This window comes from Arthrobacter sp. 'calajunan' (assembly GCF_046940185.1).
In the GTDB taxonomy this organism is placed as follows: Bacteria; Actinomycetota; Actinomycetes; order Actinomycetales; family Micrococcaceae; genus Glutamicibacter; species Glutamicibacter soli.
This window is the reverse complement of the sequence record NZ_JBKZDY010000003.1, coordinates 189,960-209,711: the sequence shown is the minus strand read 5'-3', so window position 1 is coordinate 209,711 and position 19,752 is coordinate 189,960. Positions and strand designations below refer to the sequence as shown.

The window sequence follows — 19,752 nt, the reverse complement described above, 5'->3', positions numbered from 1 at the left end:
GCTTCCGTCGTCGCACCGCTGGCCTCGAGTATCGCGGAAGATGTTTGCTCCCACCCCTGAAGACTATCGCACCGGCGGGGATCGGCCCGTTTCCTTGACCCGCAGATTTTATAATATAAAGTAAGTTGCGTAGCTCACTCACTCGCACCAGATCGAAGGACCCCATGCACGCAAGCACCCCGACCGCCCCTGCGACCAATGAACTCCAGGACCTCTTCGGCGACCGGTTCATAGCCGGAGGCTCCGAGCTGGACCGCGTTTCGCGGGACGAGTCGCGCTACGAGCCCCAGGGCCCCGCGCTGGCTGCGGTGTTCCCCGAATCCACGCAGGAGGTCTCCGCCGCGCTGCGCTGGGCCAACCGGTACGGGGTGAAGGTCTCGGTGCGCGGCACCGGAACCGGCCTGAGCGGCGGGGCGCTGGCCTATGCCGGCGGGCTGGTGGTGTCGCTGGAGCGGATGAACAAGATCGTGCGGATCGACCCGGTCAACCGGCTGGCAGAGGTCCAGGCCGGCGTCATCAACGCGGAGCTGAACCGGGCGGCTGCGGAGCTCGGGCTGTTCTTCGCCCCGGATCCGGCCAGCGCCGAGATCTCCAGCATCGGCGGGAACATCGCCACGAACGCCGGCGGGCTGCGCTGCATCAGCCACGGGGTCACCCGCGACTCGGTGGCGGCCCTGGAAGTGGTGCTGGCCGACGGCAGCATCCTGCACACCGGCGCCCGCACCCTGAAGAACGTCGTGGGCCTGGACCTGACCAGCCTGTTCGTCGGATCGGAGGGGACCCTGGGGGTCATCACCGCCGCCACGGTCAGGCTCAAGGCGATCGCCCCGGGCACCCCGCGCACCTTCCGCGCCAGCTTCACCTCCATCGAGGACGCCGGGCGCGCGGTGACGGCGATCGTGAACGGCGCGCAGACCCCCGAGGTGCTGGAGCTGCTCGATGCCCGCAGCGTGCAGATCATCGAGGCCTACAAGCCCTCCGGCCTGCCCTCGGACGGCTGCGCCCTGCTGATCGGCCAGTTCACCGGGCTGCAGGCGGAGCAGGCCGCCAACGACACCGCAGAACTGTGCCGCGGCTACGGCGCCGCGCAGGTGGTGATTGCGCAGGGCGACAGCCTGCTGGAAGCCCGCCGCCTGGCCAATCCCGCGTTGAACGCCCAAGGGCTGCGGGTCTCCTGCGACGTCGCGGTGCCCGTCGGGGAACTGGCGGAGGTGTTCCACGGCATCGAGCGGATCGCCGAAGCCCACGGGCGCACCATCTCCGTGGTGGCCCATGCAGGCGATGGCAACCTGCACCCGACGGTCGAGGCCGAGGACACCCCGGAGGGCTACGCCGCCGCGGAGGTCGTCATCGGCGACATCACCAGGCTGGCCCTCAAGCTGGGCGGAACCATTAGCGGCGAGCACGGCATCGGCCTGGTCAAGCAGGCCGAGCTGCCCTGGCAGCTGGACGAGGCCACCTTGCACACCCAGCAGATGATCAAGTACGCGCTAGATCGGAAGAACATCCTGACTCCGGGGCGCGGCATCTAGGGCAAGCCGGGCCAGCAGGTCCGCGGCCACGGACACCGCGATGGCCGCGGGCTGCTTGCCGGGAATGCCCGGCAGCCCGATGGGGCAGGTGATCCGCGCGATGTCCTGCCGCTCGTGGCCAGAATCGGCCAGCTTCATGGTGAAGCGCGCATATTTGGCGGCCGAGCCGATCAGCCCCACATAGCCAAGGCCCGGGCGGCGCAGCGCCGCGTCGCACAGGTGGAAGTCCTCCGCGTGGTCGTGGGTCATGATCAGCACCAGCGACCCGTCGGGCAGCTCGGCCATGACCTGTTCGCCGAGCACCGCGTGCTGCCGGCGGATCATCGCCGGCGGGGCAGAGGCCGCCAGCGCATCCAGCTGCGCGAGCTGCTCGGCGCGCGCGTCGCAGAGCACCAGTTCCACGTCGTGGCGGGCCAGGATGTGCGCCAGTTCCAGGCCCACATGGCCGATGCCGAAAACGGCGATGACCGGCCGCGCCGGCACCGGTTCGAGCAGCACCACCGCTTCTCCCCCGCAGCACTGCCTGCCGAAGTCCGCCTCGGCCTTGTCGTTCAGCCGCAGCACCAGCTGTTCCGGCGACCTGGCCGAGGAGGCGAGCATCTGCCTGGCGCGGGCGGCCACCAGCATCTCCATGTTCCCGCCGCCGATGGTGCCCAGCAGCTCGCGGTCGGTGACCACGAATTTCGCGCCGGCTTCCCGCGGGGTGTGCCCGCGCACCGACACCACGGTGGCCAGCACCGCAGGTGTGCGCTGGGCGCGCAGCCTGGCCAGGTCCTCAATCCACACGGCCGGCGCCTTCCCAGGCGTCCCGGGCTTCCTGCACCGCCCAGAACACCGCTTCCGGGGTAGCCGGGGACGCCAGCTTCACGCGGTGCCCGGCCGGGCCGAAGGCGGCCACCGCCTGGCGCAGCGCCTCGCGCACGCTGAACGCCAGCATCAGCGGCGGCTCGCCGACCGCCTTGGAACCGTAGACCACGCCGTCCTCGTGCGCGTCGTCCAGGAACTCGACGTTGAACACCGGCGGCATCTCGGAGAAGCTGGGCAGCTTGTAGGTGCTGGCGCTGGCGGTGGCCAGCCGGCCCCGGTGCGGTCCCTTGGTTTCCCAGCGCAGGTCCTCCAGGGTGAGCCAGCCGGCGCCCTGGATGAAGCCGCCCTCGATCTGCCCGCGGTCCACCAGCGGCGAAAGCGAATCACCCACGTCGTGCACGATGTCCACGCGGCGCAGCTGGTAGGACCCGTCGAAACGGCTGACCTGCACCTCCGAGACGGCCGCCCCGTAGGCGAAGTACTTGAACGGCTCCCCGCGCATGGCTGACAGATCCCAGTGCAGTCCCGGCGTGCTGTAGTATCCCGCGGCCGAGAGCTGGATCCTGCTGAAGTAGGCCTTGGACACCAGTGTTTTCCAGTCCACGGACCGCCCGCGGGCATGGGCCGCCCCGTCGGCGAAGACCACCTCCGAAGCTTCGGCCTCCAGTTCCCCGGCGGCCAGCACGGACAGCCTGGCCAGGATCTGCTCGCAGGCGTCCTTCACGGCGGCGCCGTTCAGGTCGCTGCCGGTGCTCGCCGCAGTGGCTGAAGTGTTGGGCACCTTGTCCGTCCGGGTCGGAGCCAGGCGCAGGAAGGACAGCGGCAGGCCCAGAGCCGTGGCGGCCACCTGCAGCACCTTGGTGTGCACCCCTTGGCCCATTTCCGTGCCGCCGTGGGTGACCAGTACCGACCCGTCCTTGTAGACCAGCACCAGGGCGCCGGCCTGATTGAAGGCGGTGAAGTTGAAGGAGATACCGAACTTCACCGGGGTGATGGCCAGGGCGCGTTTTGCGTGCGGGTGCGCGGCATTGAAGGCCTCGATATCCCGCTGCCGAACCTCGAACTGCGCGGAGTCAAGCACCTGGTCCCAGACCCGGTGCAGCCGTTCGGCATGGCGCACCGGCTGGTAGTACGGGGTGTCCTGCCCCTGGACGTAGAGGTTGCGGCGGCGCAGCTCCTGCGCGCTGAGCCCCAGCTTCGGGGCCACCTCACCCAGGATGTTCTCGATCACCAGCATGCCCTGCGGCCCGCCGAAGCCGCGGAAGGCGGTCTGCGAGGTCTTGTGGCATTTGGCCACCCGGCCGCGCACCTGGATGTTGGGGATCCAGTAGGCGTTGTCGATGTGGCACATGGCGCGGGTCAGCACCGGCTCGGAGAGATCCAGGCTCCACCCGCCGTCGCTGGTCAGCTGCGCGGCCAGGGCCACAATCTTCCCATGCTCGTCGAAACCGATCTTCCAGGAGGCGTGGAAGCCGTGGCGCTTGCCCGTCATGGTCAGATCCCGGGCTCGTTCAAGCCGCACCCGCACCGGCCTGCCGGTGAGCACCGCTCCGAGGGCGGCGACCGCTGCATAACCGTGCGGTTGCATTTCCTTGCCGCCGAACGCCCCGCCCATGCGCAGCGCCTGCACGGTCACCCGGTGGGCGTCGACCCCCAGCACGTGGGCTACGATGTCCTGGGTTTCGCTGGGGTGCTGGGTGGATGCATGCACCATGATCTGCCCATCGGATTCGACCTGCGCCAGCGAGCTCTGGGTTTCCAGGTAGAAGTGCTCCTGGCCGGCGAATTCGAATTCCCCGGAGAACACGTGGGGCGCGGCGGCCAGGCCCGCGGCTGCCTCGCCCTTGTCGATCACCGGCTGGATGCCGTGGAAGCTGTTGGCGGCGATGGCCTCGCCCAGGGTCACCAGCGCGTCCAGCGGCTCATAGTCCACCTCCACCGCGGCGGCCCCGGCCTTGGCAGCTTCCAGGTCCTCGCCCAGCACCCAGGCCACCGGCTGGCCGTGGAACATGACCTCGTCCACCGGGAGCATCGGCTCGTCGTGCTTCGCGCCCTGGTCATTGACCCCGGGGATGTCCTGGGCGGTCAGCACCAGCCGCACTCCCGGAACCTGCAGCGCGGCGGAGGTGTCGAGCCTCAGCAGCTTGGCATGGGCGTGCGTCGACTGCACGGGATAGGCGTGCAGCACCCCGGTCAGGGCCCCTGCCAGGTCTTCGGTATAGTGCGCTTGGCCGGTGACATGGGCGTAGGCCGATTCATGCGGGATGGCCCGCCCCACCACTGAACCCTGCGGGCGCTGGTTGTGCTGGATGCTCATGCTCCTGCCCCCGTTCCGCTGTCCTGCTGCGCGAAGAACCGCTCAAGCGCGGAGCCCAGCATCGCCTGCCGGTAGGCGGCGCTGGCGCGGTGGTCGTCCAGGGGCGTCCCCTCGGCGGCCAGGATCCCGCCGGCACCCCTCATGGTTTCCTCGCTCCAGGCCTGTCCGACCAGTGCCTGTTCGGCGGCGGTAGCCCGCAGCGGGATCGCCGCCACCCCGCCCAGCCCGATCCGCGCGCGGGAGATCAGCCCGGCGTCGACCTCGAAGGCCAGCGCGACGGCGGTGCTTGAAATATCGTCGAAGCGGCGCTTGGCGACCTTCTGGAAGGACACCAGCCCAGCCAGCGGCAGCGGGATGCGGACCGCGGTGATCAGTTCCTCGGGCCGGCGCACGGTCTGCCGGTAGCCGGTGAAGTATTCATCCAGCGGCACCACGCGCTCCCCGGCACTGCAGGCCAGCACCAGCTGCGCGTCCAGGGCCAGCAAAACCGGTGGCGAATCCCCGATGGGCGAACCGGTGCCGAGATTCCCTCCGAGCGTCGCCGAGTTGCGGATCAGCCGGGAGGCGAAGTTCGCCCAGAGCAGCGACAACAGCGGAACCCTCCCGGCCAGCACGCGCTCAAGTTCGCTCAGCGTGCAGGCGGCCCCCAGTTCCAGGCAGTCATCGGTCTGCACCACCCGGCGCAGCTCCTGAAGCCGGTCGATGGCCAGCACCGACTGGGCCCGCGCGAACTTCATGTTCACCTCGACGCCCCAGTCGGTCGCCCCGGCCACCACCCGGGTTCCCGGTTCTTCGGCCAGGATCCGCAGCGCTTCGGCCAGCGTGGCGGGCCGGCGGTAGCGTCCGGGATCTCCTGCCGGGGTATCCGCCCTGCCGTAGTCGGTGGCCGCGGGGGCCGTCGCCGGCGCTTGGGCCAGCTGGTCCTCGGGTTCTGGCATCCCGAGCGCGAAGGCGGCATCCCTGATGGGCCGGTAGCCGGTGCAGCGGCACAGGTTTCCCGACAGCGCATGCAGGTCGAAGCCGTTGGGCCCTCCGGCATGGTGGCCCGGGGCCTCGGCGACCTGCTCCTCGGCGCGTTCCGGGCGGTAGTATTCAGCGGCCATGGCGCAGATGAACCCGGGGGTGCAGTAGCCGCATTGGGATCCGCCGCGCTCGGCCATTTCGCGTTGCACCGGGTGCGGCTCTCGAACGGTGCCCAGCCCCTCGGCGGTCAGCACGTGCTGGCCGTCCAAGGCGGCGGCCGGCAGCAGGCACGCATTCACCGCGATCCAGCGCGGGCGCTCTCCGTCGGGACGCGCCACCAGGATGGCGCAGGCGCCGCATTCGCCTTCGGCGCAGCCTTCCTTGCACGAGGTCAGCCCGAGCCCGCGCAAGAAGTCCAAGGCGTTGGTATGCGGCGGCCCGGTGAATTCGCGGGCTTGCTGGTTGACGGTGACGGTGCACCCGGGCGTTCCCGCAGCTTCCGAAGCCACAGCGCCTCACCTCCTGCGCCCTGCGCGGGCGCATAGTGAAAGAAGTTGAACGATTTGTGCATGCTCGGCCGGGAGCTGGCGGACTCAGCCTCGGGGCGGGAGAAATTCCCGCCCGGAGCGGAACTGAGCACCATGCAGCCGCGGCCCGCGGTTAACACCCGTGGGCGATCTGGCCCTTCCCCCAAGCCAAGGACCCGCCCATGACGCGCCTCCCGTGGTTGTTGCATCGAACTTCATTCAATTATTGAAACTACCACACTTAGTGTGCTCCAGCTCACACCCGGGCGCATAGAGTGCTTCGCACTGCGCGGGATTCCGCCGTATAGCCACGGAAAAAAGAACGCGCGAACCGGATGCGGTTCACGCGTTCTGCAGAATTCTCACCGAATCAGAGCGGCATGGGCCTGTCGCCCGCTTCGCCCTGCTCCTCGGAGATCACCTTGATTTCCAGGCCCTTGCTGTCATAGAGCTTGCCGCCGATCAGCCGGTCGCCGTCCTGCAAGCCGGTCAGCTGGTACTTGTAGACGGTGCGGCCCGAATCCTCCTTCTTGCGCCAGGTCAGTTCGTTGAAGATGATGTTCAGCAGCACAGCCATGATGGTGGCCGAGGAAATGCTTGACTGGAAGATGGTGCCGACCCAGGTCGGGAAGTGCTCGTAGAAGTCGGGCTTGACCATCGGGATGCAGCCGAAGGCCAGCGAAGTCGCGATGATCAGCATGTTCATGTTGTCGTCCTTGGCCTTGGCCAGGGTGCGGATGCCGGCTGCCGCCACGGACCCGAACAGCACGATGCCGGCGCCGCCGAGCACCGGGGTCGGGATGGAAGCCACGACGCGCCCGAGCACCGGCAGCAGGCCCAGGATCACCAGGATGCCGCCGCCGGCGGCCACCACGAAGCGGCTCTTGACGCCGGTGATCGCCACCAGGCCCACGTTCTGCGCGAAGGCGGACTGGGTGAAGGTGTTGAACACCGGGGCGACGGTGGAGGAAAGCATGTCGGCGCGCAGGCCGTTGGCGATGCGCTTGGCATCGACCTTGGAGCCGGTGACCTCGGCAACCGCGAGCATGTCGGCGGTGGTTTCGGTGTAGGTCACCAGGATCACGATCATCATGGAGATGATCGCGCCGAGTTCGAAAACCGGCAGGCCGAAGGCGAAAGGCGTCGGGAACGCGAAGATGTCCCCGTCCAGCACGGTGGAGAAATCGGCCAGCCCCATGAAGGCGGCCACGACGGTGCCCAGCACGATGGACAGCAGGATCGACAGGCGCGAGAGCGCCGGGACTCCGGACTTCGACAGGGCCAGCAGGATCACCAGAGTGATGGCGGCCAGCGCGATGTTCTTCAGCGACCCGTAGTCCTCGCCCGCGGTGGCGCCGCCCATGGCCCAGTCGGCGGTGACCGGGAACAGCGACATGCCGATGATGGTGATGACCACGCCGGTGACCACCGGCGGGAAGAACCTGAGCAGCTTGGCGAAGAACGGGGCGATGACGATGCCGATGGCGCCGGCCGCCAGCACCGCACCGAATACCGCAGGCATGCCTCCGCCGCCGTTGAGGATGGCGATCATGGTGGCCACGCCGGAGAAGGAGGTGCCCTGCACCAGCGGCAGCTGGGCGCCGAAGAACGGGATGCCCAGGGTCTGCAGGATCGTTGCCAGGCCTCCGATGAACAGGCAGCTGGCCACGAGCACGCCGATTTGCGCGGTGTCCATGCCAGCGGCTCCGCCCATCACCAGCGGCGGCGCGATAATTCCGCCGTACATGGTCAAGACGTGCTGGAAACCGTAGGCGATGGTGCGCCCCGGGGGCAGGCGTTCGTCTTCGGGTCGGGTGCTGGTGGCTGCGTTGCTGTGGGCCGCGCTCATAGGAAGATCCTCATCGATGGACTGTAGCGGCTCCTCTGACCCGGGAGCCGGACACCTTATATTGTGTCGCAACAATACAGCCTCTTCCGGGGGCAAGCGCTTGACGTGATGCACTTTGCATCATCCAGCCCCTGCCCGCGCGGCCCGTTTTCCGCGGGAACGAGCACAGCCCACGGACGGAATTCAGTTCGAATCCCGTCCGTGGGCCCTTGTTTAGCGCTCAGCTGTCCAGTGTCGGGCCCGGATCCTCGGTGTGCTCCACAAAGCGCACCATCATGGCCTTGAACCCCGGGGTGTTTGACTCGCGGGCCACCAGATCGCGGTGCACCAGCGCGTTGGCCTCCGGGAAGTAGGCGGCGACGCAGCCCTTGGCCGTCGGGTAGGACACCAGCCGGAAGCGGTTCGCCCGGCGTTCGGTCCCGCGGAAGGTGGAAATGACATCCACCAGGTCGCGGTCCTTGAAACCGGCTTCCTGGAGGTCCTCGGGATGGATCAGGATGACGCGGCGCCCGTCCTTGATCCCGCGGTAGCGGTCATCCAGCCCGTAGAACGTGGTGTTGTACTGGTCGTGCGAGCGCATGGTCTGCAGGATCAGGTGGCCTTCCGGGGCTTCGAGCGCCTCGAATTCGGAGACCGTGAAGCGGCCCTTGCCGATGTCGGTGGCGAAGGAGCGCGAATCGCGCGGCGGGTTGGGCAGCACGAACCCGTTTTTCTCGCGCACCCGGCGGTTGAAGTCCTCGAAGCCGGGCAGCACCCGGGAGATGTGGTCGCGGACCACGTCGTAGTCCTCGGCCATCGCACGCCAGTCCACCGCATGGTCGTCGCCCAGGATGGCCTGGGCCATGCGCGCGACGATCACCGGCTCGGAGAGCAGGTGGTCGGACACCGGGTTCAGCCGGCCCTGGGTGGAGTGGATGACCGACATGGAGTCCTCCACCGACAGGAACTGGGCGCCGCCGGGGTGCTTGTCGTCCTTGTCGGTGCGGCCCAGGGTGGGCAGGATCAGCGAGGTCTGCCCGTGCACCACGTGCGAGCGGTTGGGTTTGGTGGAGATGTGCACGGTCAGCTTGGCGCGCTGCATGCCGGCTTCCAGCGCTTCGGTCTCCGAGTTGGCCAGCGCGAAGTTGCCGCCCATGGAGACGAACACATCGATCTCGTCCTTCTCGAAGGCGTGCAGCGCCTCGGTGGAGTCGTAGCCGTGCTCGCGTGGCGCCTCGATGCCGAATTCCTCATCCAGCGAGGCCAGCAGCTTCTCGGTTGGCTTCTCCCAGATGCCCATGGTGCGGTCGCCCTGCACGTTGGAGTGGCCGCGCACCGGGCAGGCGCCGGCGCCGGGTTTGCCGAAGTTGCCCTGGAGCAGCAGCAGGTTGATGATTTCCTTCAGCGTCGGCACCGAGTGCGGCTGCTGGGTCAGGCCCAGCGCCCAGCAGATGATGGTCGCCTTGGACTTGGCCAGCAGCCGGGCGACATCCGTGATTTCGGCGCGGGTCAGCCCGGTGGCCTTTTCGGTGGCGTCCCAGTCGATGGCGGAGCGGGCCTGCTGGTAGGCCTCGAACCCGTCGGTCACCGAGGCGATGAACTCGTGGTCCACCACGGAGCCCGGGTTCTCGCCCTCGAACTGCAGCAGCAGGTGGCCGAAGGCCTGGAACAGGGCCAGGTCGCCGCCGACCTTGATCTGCAGGAAGTCGGTGCAGATCGGCTCCGCCTTGCCCAGCATGCCCTTGACCGTCTGCGGATCCTTGAATCCGAAGAATCCTGCTTCAGGCAGCGGGTTGACCGCCACGATGCGCGCCCCGCGCTTGCGGGCGTCGGCCAGCGCGGAGAGCATGCGCGGGTGGTTGGTGCCGGGGTTCTGGCCGACCACGAAGATCGCCTCGGCATGCTCGAAGTCCTCCAGCGAGACGGTGCCCTTGCCGATGCCGATGGTCGGGTTCAGCGCGGTGCCCGAGGATTCGTGGCACATGTTGGAGCAATCAGGCAGGTTGTTGGTGCCCAGCGAGCGGGCCAGCAGCTGGTACATGAACGCGGTTTCGTTCGCCGTGCGCCCGGAGGTGTAGAACACGCAGCGGTCCGGGGTGGTGGCGTTGACGTGCTCGGCGATCGTGGAGAACGCTTCGGGCCAGCTGATCGGGCGGTAGTGGGTCTCCCCCGCGTGGATGATCATCGGGTTGGTGATGCGGCCCTGGGAGCCGAGCCAGTACTCGGTTTTGTCCTGCAGCACGGAGATCGGGTGCTGGGCGAACCACTCGGGGGTCACCGTGCGGGCGCTGGCCTCCTCGGCGATCGCCTTGGCGCCGTTCTCGCAGAATTCCGCGGGCTTGCGGGCGCCGGTAATCGATTCGGGCCAGGCGCAGCCCGGGCAGTCGAAGCCGCCGCGCTGGTTGATGCGCAGCATGGAACGCAGGGTCCGCGAAGGGCCGGCTTCGGAGAAGCCGCGTTCCATGGACACCATGACGGCCTTGAGTCCCGCGGCCGCGTGTTCGGGCTCGGTGACCTTCAGGTCGTCCTCGTTGATGTCTTCCTTGGGAGCCGGGCGATGCATGTCAATCCTCCGTCTGATGCCTGCCGAAATGCTGTGGCGCCAGCCACACACCTACCACGCTACGCGTTCAGGACGCGATGCGCATGCGTATAAAGATTTACGCTGTGCCCGCGCGAGAAGGCGGCCAGCGTCAGCCCCGCATCCTGGGCCAGGTCCACGGCCAGGGAGGAGGGCGCGCTCACCGCGCTGAGCACGGGGATGCCGGCCATGGCCGCCTTCTGCACCAGCTCGAAGGAGGCGCGGCCGGAGACCTGCAGCACGGTGTCGGACAGCGGCATGCGACCTTCGCGCAGGGCCGCCCCGATTACCTTGTCCACCGCGTTGTGGCGGCCCACATCCTCACGCAGAATCAGCAGATCCCCGCGGGTGGAGAACAGGCCTGCCGCGTGCACGCCGCCGGTGGAGGAGAACAGCTTCTGCGATTCGCGCAGCGTGTCCGGCATGGACAACAACACGTCCAGGTCCACATGGCCGCAGTCCTCGCGCAGCTCGAAGGTGGACTTCTTGCGCACCTCGTCGATCGAGTTGGTGCCGCAGATGCCGCAGGCCGAACTGGTCACCACGTTGCGCGCGGCGCTCAGCTGAGGGGGTACGGCGCCGAAACCCAGCTGCACCTCTATGACGTTATATGTCTGGTTTCCGTCCTCGTCGGTGCCCAGGCAGTAGCGCATCGCCACCAGGTGCTCGGACTTGGTGACGATTCCCTCTGCCAACAGGAACCCTGCCACGAGGTCGAAGTCGTCCCCGGGGGTGCGCATCGAGGTCGTGAAGGAGGTGTGCCCGAAGCGGATTTCCAGCGGCTCTTCGCCGGCCAGCTTCTCCTCGCGCACCCGGGTGGTCCCATCCGACATGGCTCGGATGACGCGGCGCCGGATGATCTTGCGTCCCATGGTGCTCCCTGTTTGTTCTTTGGCTGCCTCGTCCGAGTGTGCCACCGACCCGCGGCTCAGGGCAAAGCGCCGCGCGCCGGGCCGGTTGACCCTAGAATTTTCACATGACCAACCCCGCCGGCAGGCTCTTGGATATCTACGATTCGCAGCTGCGCACCGACGCGGAGATGCAGGGCGCCCTCCGGGTTGGCCGGCTGGGTCCGCTGTATCTGGCGGTCTTCCCCGGCGGCCAGGGCTTCATCACCTCGCCGCGGTTCACCGGCGGCGAACCGGCACCGCTGTCCGCGTTGGTTGGCCCGGCGCTGGAGTATTTCACGGCGCGCTCCGGAATCACCGAGGTGGAGTTCAAGACCCGCGGCCACGACCACGCCCCGGGACTGCACGAGGCCCTGCTGTCCTGCGGATTCAGCGCCGGACAGCCGGAATCAGTGATGCTCGGCCGGCTTGAACACCTGATCAGCGGCCTTCCTGCTCCGCAGGGTGTGCAGGTCCGCCGAATCAGCACCCCCTTGGAGGTTGAGCAGATGTGCGCCATGTCCGCCGAGGCATTCGGCCAGCCGCCTTCCCCGGGCCTGGCCCGGGAGCTGGCCGCGCGCATGGACCTCGCCAACGGCCTCGAGCTGTGGGTGGCCTGGGCCGGGGCCCGCATGGTCGGTGCCGGCAGGCTGGAGCCCGTAGCCGGCACGGAGGTGGTCGGCCTGTGGGGCGGCGGCGTGCTCCCCGCCTACCGAGGCCGCGGAATCTACCGGGCGTTGACCGACGCCCGCGCCCGGTCGGCGAGGGCCGCCGGGCACATTTTTGCGCACAGCGATTCCACCGAGTACTCCCGCCCGATCCTGGAGCGCCAGGGCATGGTCAAGGTGACGACCACAACCCCGTACACCTGGAAGCGTTCCGGATAACTCAGGCCGGTACGGTTTGGATGATGGAGAACTCCGCCCCGGTGGGATCGGCGAGCACCGCCATCCTCCCGAAGGGCGAATCCTGCGCCTGCTTGAGGACTTTCGCCCCCAGATTCTTCGCTAGCGCGAGCGCCTTGTCCGTATCCGTCACCGCGAAGTAGGTCCGCCACCCGGGCTTCGGATCCGGTTGGCCGGAAATGTCGAAGATGCCCGCTTTGGCGTTCGGCCCCTGCCCGTAGCTCTGGTACCGGAACTCGTCGGTGTCAGACAAGCTGAGCAGATCCCATTCCAGCGCATCGCGGTAGAAGTGGGTGACCTTCTCGAATTTGGTGGTGTGCAATTCATTCCAGATCCGGGTCCCGTGTCGCCCGGAGGCCTTGGTCAGCCCCCTGACAGTGGAGGACTGCCAGAGCCCCACACCGATACCGGTGGGGTCGCCAATCATGGCCAAGGTGCCCTGCCCCTGGATTTCCAGCGGCTGCAGGAAAACGCAGCCGCCGTACATCCCGGCCGAGTAGCTGGCCGCGTGGGCGTCTGCCACATTCAGGTAGGTGACCCATGCATCGCTGCATTCGGAGCCTGAATCGTTGTTCAGGAATCCGGCTACGAGTTCGTCCCCCAAGTACATGTCGATCGAGTCTTCCGTGCCGGAATTCCCGCCGCTCGTTTTCCATCCGAAAAGCCGCCCATAGAAGTCGACGCTTCGTTTCATATCACCGGTCAGTAAATCTACCCGGCACGGTTCCGCGCCGGGCTGCCCAAGTTCCTGCATCATTTCCCCATTTCAAACATGATCCAGTTGCTAGGGCGAGTCTAGGCTTCGGGCCGCCTCGCGGCAACGATATGACTTTCAGGCTCCAGAAGCTTGGCACCGGGTACCTGCTCCCGGTTTCCAGTTCCATTATGTTAGGTTGTGACACAGCACACACTCGCATTTCGCGCTGATCTCCGGGAGCCTTTCCATGCTTTCTTCCTCGCCAAACGCCACCATGTCCGTTGCAGCAATCCCCGCCGAGGGCGCCGCCCGCCATGGCGAGTTGAACGCGATCACCGTCAACGGGCAGAGCACCAGCTACCGGCAGCTCTGGGACGAAACCCGCGCCTACGCAGGGGCTTTGCGGGAGCGCGGCATCGGCGAAGGCGACCGGGTCGCGGTGCTGATTCCGAACGTCACGGACTTCGCCCGCGTCTACTACGCGGTGCTGGCACTCGGCGCGGTTGTCGTGCCGATCCACGCGCTGCTTAAACGCCACGAGATCGCCTATGTGCTGGAGGATTCCGGAGCACGCCTGCTGGTGTGCGCGGCTCCGCTGCTGGGCGAGGGCGCCGCTGGCGCAGAGCTCAGCGGCGTCGAGACGATCAGCGTGCTGGCTCCTGAAGAGCTGGGAAGCATCCGTCTGGAGGACCTCGCCGCGGCGGCCACCCCCATCGACACCTACTTGCCGCGCCGTCCCGAGGACATCGCCACGATCCTCTACACCTCCGGCACCACCGGCAAGCCCAAGGGCGCGCTGGGCACCCACGTTGCGCTACTGGAGCAGGCGAACACCCTGCTGCTGGACACCATCGACATGCGCCGCGGCGACAAGGTCTTCGGCGGCTTGCCGCTGTTCCACACCTTCGGGCAGACCACGGTGCTGAACACCGGGCTGCGCATCGGCGCGGAAATCATGCTGCTGCCCAAGTTCACCGCCGTCGGCGCGCTGGACCTGGTGCTGGATGAAGACATCGACCTGTTCTTCGGAGTACCCACGATGTACGTCGCCATGCTGGAGGCGGGCAAGCAGCGCGAGGGCAAGCCATCCCGCCTGCGCTTCGGCGTCTCGGGCGGAGCCTCGCTGCCGGTGTCGGTGCTCACCGCCTTCGAAGAGCGTTTCAGCGCGCCCATCTACGAGGGCTACGGCCTGACCGAGACCTCGCCGGTGGCCTGCTTCAACCATGTGGGACGCAAACCGCGGCCGGGAACCATCGGCACCCCGGTGTGGGGCGTCGAGGTGGAGATTGCCGACCCGGCGCATCTGGACGAAATCAGGCTGCTGCCGCGCGGGGAGATCGGCGAGCTGGTGGTCCGCGGGCACAACCTGTTCGCCGGCTACCTGAACCGTCCCGAGGCCACGGCCGAGGCGATGGTCGACGGCTGGTTCCGCACCGGGGATTTGGGCACCAAGGACGAGGACGACTACCTGCGCATCCTGGACCGGACCAAGGACATGATCCTGCGCAACGGCTACAACGTCTACCCGCGCGAGGTCGAGGAGGTGCTCATCAGCCATCCGGAGATCTCCAACGCCGCGGTGTACGGCGTGCCGCACGAAACCCACGGCCAGGAGATCGCCGCGGCCATCACACTGGAAGCAGGCTCCACCTTGGACGCCGAGTCCATCGGAGCCTGGGCCAGCGAGCAGATGGCGGCCTACAAGTTCCCGCGCCACATCGAGATCGTGCAGGAATTCCCGCTGGGCCCCAGCGGGAAGATCCTCAAGCGCGAGCTGGTGGCGCAGTACGCCGAACAGTCAGGGCAGCCCTCCTAGGCATCGCCGTAGCGCGGCGCGCGGCGCTCGAGGAACGCCCGCCGCCCCTCGGCGAGCTCGGGATTCTCCCCGTTCTCTTCCCAGAGCCGCGCCCACCAGGATTCGTAGTCAGCTGCCGCCGGCTCCTGCCCATGGGCGGCGATGGCCTCGCGGGTCCGCGCGATGGAGTACGGGGAATTGCCCTGCAGCGCCTGCAACAGTGAGCCGAGTTCAGCGTCCAGCTGTGCGGCCGGGTGCATCCGGGTGAACATTCCCCAGTCCAGCGCTTCGGCCGCCGGGATGCGGGATCCCGAATAGAGCAGGTACTTGGCCCGGCTTTCACCCACCGTGCGCACCAGCCGCTCGATGCCCGGACGCGGGAACACCAGCCCGATCTTCGCCGGGGTGATCGCCAGCTTCACGTCATCGGCCGCCAGCTGGATCTCGCAGGCCGAAGCCAATTGCCAGGCCCCGCCGAAGCAGTTGCCCTCCACCACCGCGATCGTGGTCTTGGGGCAGCCGGTGATCGCCCGGTCCACCAGATCGAAGTGGTTCAGCAGCTGCCCGTCGGCGTCCTTGTCGAAGAGCACCTGGTCCATCTGGTCGATGGCGATCCCGGCGCAGAAGTTCCCGCCGGCACCGCGGATCACGATCGCGGACACCGCCGGATCCGCGGACAGCACGGCGAAGGCACCCAGCAGCTGCAGGCACATGTCCTTGGTCAGGGCGTTGAACTGGCGCTCGTTTTCCAGCAGCACCACTGCGGTGGAACCCTGGATCTGCACGCCGACCCGTGCCTTGTTTTCCCCGGACATGAGGACCTCCTGTTTTCCGGTCTGCGCTGCCGTCATGCTCACCGTGCCACACTAGGCATGTGGATCTACAAATTCTTTACACGATTCTTGCCGGCCTGCTGCTGGTGGTTTCAGCGCTGGGAACCATCTTCCCGATTCTTCCGGGATCACTGCTGGCCATCGGAACGCTGCTGGCCTGGGGCTGGCTGCTGGGCAGCGGCGCCTCCTGGTGGGCCGCGGGGTTGGGCATCGCCATCGCGTTCCTCGGCTGGTCCGCATCAGCGGTGCTCACCGGTCGCAAGCTCAAGCAACACGCAATCCCGAAGGGGTCCATCCTCACGGCCCTGATCGGCGCGATCGCAGGGGCCTTCCTGATCCCGGTGGTCGGCTTGTTCGTAGGCTTCGCGGTGGGCTTGTTCATCGGCGAGGCGCTCCGCCGCGGCGAAACCTCCGGTGCCCTAACCTCATCCTGGGCGGCGCTGAAGGCCATGGGGCTGGGCATCGTGATCGAGCTGGGCTGCGTGCTGCTGGCGTCCTCGGTGTGGATGATCGGGGTCATCACCCACTTCGCCACCCGCTAGATCCAGCCCATTTCCCGCGCGCTGCGGGCCGCCTCGATCCGGTTCGAGGTATTGGTTTTGCCGATGGCGTTGGACAGGTGGTTGCGCACCGTTCCGGCCGACAGGTGCAGGGAGGCGGCGATCTGCGACACAGGTCCCCCGCCGGCGGCCAGCGCGAGGATTTCCCGTTCCCTCTCGGTCAGCGGGTTGGAGCGGGTTTCCACGCTGAGCATGGCGCGCTGCGGGTCGACGACCTTCCCGCCCGAATGCACCCGGCGGATGGCGGCGACCAGTTCCGCCGGCGGGGAATCCTTGACCAGGAATCCGCTGGCCCCGGCTTCGAAGGCCTGGCGGAAGTATCCGGGGCGGTCGAAGGTGGTCACGATCAGGATCTTGACCTCGGGATGGCTGTCGCGCAACAGCTGCGCGGTGCGCAGCCCGTCCAACCGGGGCATCTGCACGTCCAGCAGCGCGACCTGCGCCCCGCTGTCATCCAGCGCCTGCGCGACTTCGTCGCCGTCGGCGCATTCGGCGACCACCTGGATGTCGTCCTCAAGATTGAGCAGGGCGGCCAGTGCGCCGCGCACCAGGTGCTGGTCATCCGCGATCAGCACCTTGATCATGTGTCCCCGCTTCCCGCGCCGAATGCCACCTGCAGGCTGGTTCCTCCCAGCCTGGATGCTCCCACTGTACAACTGGCGCCGAACAGCCGGGCGCGTTCCTGCATGCCGCGGATGCCGTGGCCGCTCTCACCGCCCTGGATGCCGTCGCCGTCGTCGTCCACGCTGACCCCTGCGGTGCCCAGCCGCACCGCGACGGATCCGGCGTGGGCGTGGCGCAGCACGTTGGTGACCGCCTCGCGCAGGATCCACGCAATGTGCGACCGCCAGGCCACGGGGACGTCCTCCACCGTGCCCAGCACCGTGAATTCCAGGCCGTTATCCGTGCAGGCCTGGTGCAGTTCTTGCAATTCGGCCTCAAGGTTCTGCCGGTTGAGCCCGTGCACCGTGGTGCGGACCGAATCCAGCGCGGTGACTGCCAGGTCGCTGAGCTGCTCAAGCTCCCGGCGGGCTTCCTTGTAGCTGCCGGCGTCCATGAGCCGCAACGCCAGCTGGGCCTTGAGGTTCAGCGCGGTCAGCGAATGGCCAATGCCGTCGTGCACGTCGCGGGCCATGCGTTCCTGTTCCGCCACCACCAGGTAGTCGGCGCGGATCTGTTCCGAGACCACCGAGCGGGTGATCGCGGCGACCGTGATGGCGTACACGACCATCAGCACCAGGTTCAGGCCGATCAGGAACAGCAGGTCGATGAATTCCCCGTAGATGATCGGCAGGACGAAACACAGCACGGCGACGGCGACATAGGTGGCGATCGTGTAGCGCTTGGTGAGCAGGAAGGCGGAGTAGGAGGTCAGGAACGGGAAGATTCCCATGACTGTCAGCCCGATGACCGGCAGCCCCGCCAGCACGATGACCCACAGGATGGCGAAGTAGGCATAGGCCCGCGGGTGCCTGGTTCCGCCCTCGCCGACCACCCTGCTGAATTCCGCGTAGGCCCTGAGGTAGACCACCGCGAAGACGACCACCAGGATCAGTCCGATGATCCTGGTGGGCAGCGAATAGTCTTCCAACAGCAGGTCCAGGATCGGGAAGATCAGGAAGATGATCCAGACCCCGGCAACCAGCCAGCCCCACTTGTCCCAAAAGGCAGTGCCTTCGTCGACTTCGCAGCCGGCCTGGCTCATTGCCGTGGGATTGCTCCCTGAATTATTCACTGGCGCGCCTTGGCCTTCCGGGTTGCGAAGACCGCGAAGAGCGCGAAGATGATTGCCCATGCAACCACACTAGTCACTGGAATCCACAATGGATCCGGCGCCATGTCGCCTCCTGCGGGAATTGAGTGCAGCATCGGGTAGCGGGCTAAGGCCACATAGCCGAACATCGGGGTGAAACGGGCTGCGTCGAGCATGCCGCCTTCCAGAGGCATGAACACGTTGCCGAAGAAGGCGAAGAACACCATCAGGCCCGAGGCCAGCCCCAGCGCGGATTCCGACTTGAACAGCATGCCCACGCCGATGCCGTAGCAGGCGAAGATCATCGCTCCGGCCAGGATGATCAAGTAGCTGACCACCCACATCCAGCCGTCGGTGACCCGCGCTCCGGTACCTGCGCCCAGGGCGAAGACCAGCGCCGCCGAGGCTGCCGCCACCGTGGCCGCGACAATCATCTTGCTGGTGACGAAGGAAGCCGGTGTCATCCGGGTCAAGGCGATCTGCCGGCCCCAGCCCTGCATGGTTTCGGTGGCCACCGTGCCGGCAATGGCCACGGTGCTGACGGCCGCGCCGTAGGCTGCCATGGAAACCATCAGGTAGAACTTGACGTTGCCGCTGCCTACCTCGGCATCCGTGTAGCTGGGGATGTTGCCGAACAGGAAGTACATGGCTGCCGGCAGCAGCAGCGCGAAGACCAGGTTGTAGCCGTCGCGGAAGTGCCGGGCGAATTCAACGCGGATATAGGTGGCAATCATTGGGCGTCCTCGGTCAGTTGGATGAATGCGTCTTCCAGGCTTGGCGCAGAGATTTCAAGGTCCCAGGCGCCCAGATCGGTCAACAGGGTTTGGGCGAAGCGGTCGGAATCGGCGCATTTGAAGGAGATGCGCTGTCCATTGCGTTCGGCAATGCTCACCGAGGCGTCGAAGGCTTCCGCCTGGGAGATCGCCTGCTCGGTGGGCAGCGTGGCGCTGACGGTGCGTCCGGAAATTAGCTTGCGCAGTTCCTCGGTCGCCCCGTCCGCCACGATGCGCCCGTGGCTCATCAGCACGGTGCGCTCAGCGAAGTTCTGCGCTTCTTCCAGATAGTGGGTGGCAAAAATGATGGTGCGTCCGCTGGATGCCTCCGAGCGCATGTTTTCCCAGAAGTCGCGGCGGGCCATCACATCCATGCCGGCGGTGGGCTCGTCGAGGATCAGCACGTCGGGGTCCGGGAGCAGGGCCAACGCGAATTTGATGCGCTGCTGCTCGCCGCCGGAGCACTTTCCGACCCTCCGTTTGGCGATGGCGGTCAGCCCGGTACGGTCCATGACTTGCGCAACACGGCCGGCCTGCCCGTGCATGGTGGCAATCACCGTGATGGTTTCGCGAACGGTCATGTCGCGCAACAGCCCTCCGGTCTGGAGCACCGCCGAAACCCTGCCGGAGGTCACTGCCCGGTGCGGGCTTAGGCCCAGGACCTCGACCGAGCCGGAACTCGGCTGGGTCAGACCCAGGATCATGTCCACGGTGGTGGTCTTGCCTGCGCCGTTAGGGCCGAGCAGGGCAACGATTTGGCCGGCTTGGATGCTCAGGTCGACTCCGCGCACGGCTTCGACCTTGGTGCGTGGTGTCGTGAAGGTCTTGCGCAGACCCGTCAGCGATACTGCTTCGGTTCGGTTCAGCGTTTCCATGGTTCAATTTTTCGCGGAAAAGGTCCGCCGGCGAAGAGCAGAATGTCATGACTTGAACATGACCGTTGTCATGGGTCGGCAGCGAGAATTTAGTTGCCGCATTTCAACTGTCGTTTCGG

16 protein-coding genes are annotated in these 19,752 nt (G+C 67.0%); 4 read left to right on the top strand and 12 right to left on the bottom strand.

All coding sequences use genetic code 11. The features are described 5' to 3' along the window. Window positions 1-164: 164 nt before the first annotated feature. Window positions 165-1,532 (top strand): FAD-binding oxidoreductase, encoded by a 1,368-nt coding sequence (locus tag RF641_RS05835; RefSeq protein WP_052772496.1) that lies wholly within the window; start codon window positions 165-167, stop codon window positions 1,530-1,532. Here RF641_RS05835 and xdhC read toward each other — a convergent pair. The 6 genes from xdhC to fdhD all read right to left on the bottom strand — a co-directional run bounded on the left by xdhC (window position 1,491) and on the right by fdhD (window position 11,427). Continuing rightward, window positions 1,491-2,318: a xanthine dehydrogenase accessory protein XdhC gene (gene xdhC / locus RF641_RS05830; protein ID WP_424572753.1), complete on the bottom strand. Its 828-nt coding sequence runs from the start codon at window positions 2,316-2,318 to the stop codon at window positions 1,491-1,493. The genes RF641_RS05835 and xdhC overlap by 42 nt on opposite strands. Then, complete coding sequence (xdhB, locus tag RF641_RS05825; protein ID WP_424572752.1) at window positions 2,308-4,656, bottom strand: xanthine dehydrogenase molybdopterin binding subunit; 2,349 nt, start codon at window positions 4,654-4,656, stop codon at window positions 2,308-2,310. Before xdhB ends, xdhC begins: the two co-directional genes overlap by 11 nt. Beyond that, window positions 4,653-6,128: a xanthine dehydrogenase small subunit gene (locus tag RF641_RS05820; RefSeq protein WP_113607039.1), complete on the bottom strand. Its 1,476-nt coding sequence runs from the start codon at window positions 6,126-6,128 to the stop codon at window positions 4,653-4,655. The genes xdhB and RF641_RS05820 overlap by 4 nt, the downstream gene beginning before the upstream one ends. Before the next feature lie 388 nt (window positions 6,129-6,516). After that, window positions 6,517-7,995: a nucleobase:cation symporter-2 family protein gene (locus tag RF641_RS05815; RefSeq protein WP_113607040.1), complete on the bottom strand. Its 1,479-nt coding sequence runs from the start codon at window positions 7,993-7,995 to the stop codon at window positions 6,517-6,519. Window positions 7,996-8,215: 220 nt separating this feature from the next. After that, window positions 8,216-10,537, bottom strand: a complete 2,322-nt coding sequence (locus tag RF641_RS05810) for an FdhF/YdeP family oxidoreductase (RefSeq protein ID WP_113607041.1) — start codon at window positions 10,535-10,537, stop codon at window positions 8,216-8,218. 59 nt (window positions 10,538-10,596) lie between these two features. Further along, complete coding sequence (gene fdhD / locus RF641_RS05805) at window positions 10,597-11,427, bottom strand: formate dehydrogenase accessory sulfurtransferase FdhD (RefSeq protein ID WP_113607042.1); 831 nt, start codon at window positions 11,425-11,427, stop codon at window positions 10,597-10,599. Window positions 11,428-11,531: 104 nt separating this feature from the next. Between fdhD and RF641_RS05800 the strand changes: the two genes are divergently transcribed. Continuing rightward, window positions 11,532-12,329, top strand: coding sequence for a GNAT family N-acetyltransferase (locus RF641_RS05800; protein ID WP_113607043.1), 798 nt, complete (start codon window positions 11,532-11,534; stop codon window positions 12,327-12,329). A 1-nt stretch (window position 12,330) separates the two neighbouring features. Here the strand turns inward: RF641_RS05800 and RF641_RS05795 are convergent, their stop codons facing one another. Continuing rightward, the gene (locus tag RF641_RS05795; protein WP_353611645.1) at window positions 12,331-13,101 is read right to left on the bottom strand and encodes a VOC family protein; all 771 of its coding nucleotides are present in this window, start codon (window positions 13,099-13,101) and stop codon (window positions 12,331-12,333) included. Window positions 13,102-13,318: 217 nt separating this feature from the next. Between RF641_RS05795 and RF641_RS05790 the strand changes: the two genes are divergently transcribed. Beyond that, window positions 13,319-14,860: a long-chain-fatty-acid--CoA ligase gene (locus RF641_RS05790; protein ID WP_244910844.1), complete on the top strand. Its 1,542-nt coding sequence runs from the start codon at window positions 13,319-13,321 to the stop codon at window positions 14,858-14,860. Here the strand turns inward: RF641_RS05790 and RF641_RS05785 are convergent. Further along, on the bottom strand, window positions 14,857-15,690 hold the full coding sequence (locus RF641_RS05785) for an enoyl-CoA hydratase/isomerase family protein (RefSeq protein ID WP_424572860.1): 834 nt from the start codon (window positions 15,688-15,690) through the stop codon (window positions 14,857-14,859). The two genes, RF641_RS05790 and RF641_RS05785, sit on opposite strands and share 4 nt — an antisense overlap. Window positions 15,691-15,713: 23 nt before the next feature. Between RF641_RS05785 and RF641_RS05780 the strand changes: the two genes are divergently transcribed. Further along, window positions 15,714-16,214, top strand: coding sequence for a DUF456 domain-containing protein (locus tag RF641_RS05780; RefSeq protein ID WP_113607046.1), 501 nt, complete (start codon window positions 15,714-15,716; stop codon window positions 16,212-16,214). Here RF641_RS05780 and RF641_RS05775 read toward each other — a convergent pair. Genes RF641_RS05775 through RF641_RS05760 form a run of 4 tightly spaced genes read right to left on the bottom strand, consistent with a single transcriptional unit; the run spans window position 16,211 to window position 19,633 of the window. Next, window positions 16,211-16,816 (bottom strand): response regulator transcription factor, encoded by a 606-nt coding sequence (locus RF641_RS05775; protein ID WP_424572751.1) that lies wholly within the window; start codon window positions 16,814-16,816, stop codon window positions 16,211-16,213. The two genes, RF641_RS05780 and RF641_RS05775, sit on opposite strands and share 4 nt — an antisense overlap. Further along, entirely contained in the window at window positions 16,813-17,937 is a 1,125-nt protein-coding gene (locus RF641_RS05770) for a sensor histidine kinase (RefSeq protein ID WP_424572750.1), read from the bottom strand. The genes RF641_RS05775 and RF641_RS05770 overlap by 4 nt, the downstream gene beginning before the upstream one ends. A gap of 26 nt (window positions 17,938-17,963) precedes the next feature. Next, entirely contained in the window at window positions 17,964-18,719 is a 756-nt protein-coding gene (locus tag RF641_RS05765; protein WP_113607049.1) for an ABC transporter permease, read from the bottom strand. Then, complete coding sequence (locus RF641_RS05760) at window positions 18,716-19,633, bottom strand: ABC transporter ATP-binding protein (protein ID WP_053798860.1); 918 nt, start codon at window positions 19,631-19,633, stop codon at window positions 18,716-18,718. The genes RF641_RS05765 and RF641_RS05760 overlap by 4 nt, the downstream gene beginning before the upstream one ends. Between the last annotated feature and the right edge of the window lie 119 nt (window positions 19,634-19,752).

Coding starts and splice junctions, on each gene's coding strand:
- RF641_RS05835 (WP_052772496.1), top strand. CDS start 165: ATGCACGCAAGCACCCCGACCGCCCCTGCGACCAATGAACTCCAGGAC.
- xdhB (WP_424572752.1), bottom strand. CDS start 4,656: ATGAGCATCCAGCACAACCAGCGCCCGCAGGGTTCAGTGGTGGGGCGG.
- RF641_RS05815 (WP_113607040.1), bottom strand. CDS start 7,995: ATGAGCGCGGCCCACAGCAACGCAGCCACCAGCACCCGACCCGAAGAC.
- RF641_RS05810 (WP_113607041.1), bottom strand. CDS start 10,537: ATGCATCGCCCGGCTCCCAAGGAAGACATCAACGAGGACGACCTGAAG.
- fdhD (WP_113607042.1), bottom strand. CDS start 11,427: ATGGGACGCAAGATCATCCGGCGCCGCGTCATCCGAGCCATGTCGGAT.
- RF641_RS05800 (WP_113607043.1), top strand. CDS start 11,532: ATGACCAACCCCGCCGGCAGGCTCTTGGATATCTACGATTCGCAGCTG.
- RF641_RS05795 (WP_353611645.1), bottom strand. CDS start 13,101: ATGCAGGAACTTGGGCAGCCCGGCGCGGAACCGTGCCGGGTAGATTTA.
- RF641_RS05790 (WP_244910844.1), top strand. CDS start 13,319: ATGTCCGTTGCAGCAATCCCCGCCGAGGGCGCCGCCCGCCATGGCGAG.
- RF641_RS05785 (WP_424572860.1), bottom strand. CDS start 15,690: ATGACGGCAGCGCAGACCGGAAAACAGGAGGTCCTCATGTCCGGGGAA.
- RF641_RS05775 (WP_424572751.1), bottom strand. CDS start 16,816: ATGATCAAGGTGCTGATCGCGGATGACCAGCACCTGGTGCGCGGCGCA.
- RF641_RS05770 (WP_424572750.1), bottom strand. CDS start 17,937: ATGAGCCAGGCCGGCTGCGAAGTCGACGAAGGCACTGCCTTTTGGGAC.
- RF641_RS05765 (WP_113607049.1), bottom strand. CDS start 18,719: ATGATTGCCACCTATATCCGCGTTGAATTCGCCCGGCACTTCCGCGAC.
- RF641_RS05760 (WP_053798860.1), bottom strand. CDS start 19,633: ATGGAAACGCTGAACCGAACCGAAGCAGTATCGCTGACGGGTCTGCGC.